We start from the raw sequence: 1,508 nt of genomic DNA, 5'->3' as shown, positions 1-1,508 counted from the left end.
GAGGTTCGAGGTTCGAGGTTCGAGGTTCGAGGTTCGAGGTTCGAGAAATTTAAAAACCTTGCAGTTAACATAGCAAGATTTTTTATACCTGTAGCAGCGGTTTACCCCGCGTCAGTATTAGGTTTTAGGTCATTTATCTACCACAAAGGCGCAGAGCACACAGAGAAAGTGACAATAAATGATCTTCTCTCTGTGTAGCGCAAAGCGCCTCTGCTCCCTCTGTGGTTTAAAATATTCTGTAGATACAAGGCGGGGCTTCGGGTTGCGGACCTCGCCCCTCGCACCTCGCCCTATTACCTGCGGCGCTGCTGTATTTTAGCTAACTTTTCTTTTTGCTCAGCGTTAAGCAGTTGCATTACCTGATGCTGGGTTTTCAATTTAATTAATCCCAATTGCTGCTTCTTATCTTGGCGTGCGGTTAATAACTCTTTCGCTGCATTTTCGTCAAAGTTTGGCGCTGACAATAACGCATCCATTTGTGCTTTATAGGCTTGACGCTGTGCCTTGCGCACGTCTTTGTCTTGGCTTCTTAGCGCTTTAATTTGCGTTTTTTGCGCTGTAAAAATCGCTTTTAATTGCGTTTGCTGCTCTTCAGTAAGCGCCAGTTTATCTGCAGCTCGCTCAGAGAGTAAAAAGCGTGCTTGAGAGTGGCCTTGTTTATGGCCATCACCTTTTGCAAGTGCGCTGCCCGCACTGAGCGTTGCTGCTGTTAAGCCACATATAAGTACTAATTTTGATAGCGTGTTTACTTTAGTCATAATCATCACCTTAATATTGAGTTGGTTGTTGGCTGCTAGCCAGTGTGTTCACTATAACCGGCTCAATGCAAAGTAACGCAAAGCAGTGTAAAGGTTATGTAAAGACTAACTTTTAGTACATTAAACGCGTAAAATAAAACCATAAAACAGCGCGTAAGGCTTAATGTATGAAACTATTAATGATTGATGATGACACCGGTTTATGTGAGCTATTAAGCGAGTATCTGAGCGCACAAGGCTTTAGCATACAAACCGCACATGATGGCCAACAAGGCTTAGAGCTTGCTTTACAAAACGATTACGCGCTTATATTACTTGATGTTATGTTGCCCTTTATAGATGGCTTTGAAGTACTCAAACAACTCAGGCAAAGTAAATTAACGCCGGTGATTATGTTGACCGCTAAAGGTGAAGACTTTGACCGTATTTTTGGTTTAGAGCTCGGCGCTGATGACTATATTCCAAAACCGTTTAACCACCGCGAACTCCTTGCCCGCGTTAAAGCTATTACTCGCCGTATTGAACACATTAATAGTGTAAGCAATAACAATAATAAAAAGCTCTCTTTAAACGGTATTACTATTAACTTTGCCACGCGTGAAGCCAGTGTAAATAACACCACACTCACGCTTACGGGTACCGAATACGAAATATTGGCTTTATTAGGGCGTGTTGATCTTTGTGGTATGAAAAATAAACAGCATGAAGATAAGGTATAATTGAATTCGCCAGAAAACTTTACACCGAACC

At 42.2% G+C, this 1,508-nt stretch carries 1 protein-coding gene and 1 pseudogene; one reads left to right on the top strand and one right to left on the bottom strand.

The genetic code is table 11. The annotated features are described in order from the left end of the window. Positions 1-293 precede the first annotated feature (293 nt). Positions 294-758, bottom strand: coding sequence for a Spy/CpxP family protein refolding chaperone (locus QMA00_RS18780; RefSeq protein WP_290158504.1), 465 nt, complete (start codon positions 756-758; stop codon positions 294-296). 167 nt (positions 759-925) lie between these two features. Here QMA00_RS18780 and QMA00_RS18775 point away from each other — a divergent pair. Next, positions 926-1,423, top strand: a pseudogene (locus QMA00_RS18775) (response regulator); the annotation flags it as partial. Positions 1,424-1,508: the final 85 nt, after the last annotated feature.

It is taken from the genome of Pseudoalteromonas sp. APC 3694, assembly GCF_030407565.1.
Classification (GTDB): domain Bacteria; phylum Pseudomonadota; class Gammaproteobacteria; order Enterobacterales; family Alteromonadaceae; genus Pseudoalteromonas; species Pseudoalteromonas tetraodonis.
Note: the sequence above shows the minus strand (reverse complement) of the source record. Positions and strands in the feature narration are given on the sequence as shown.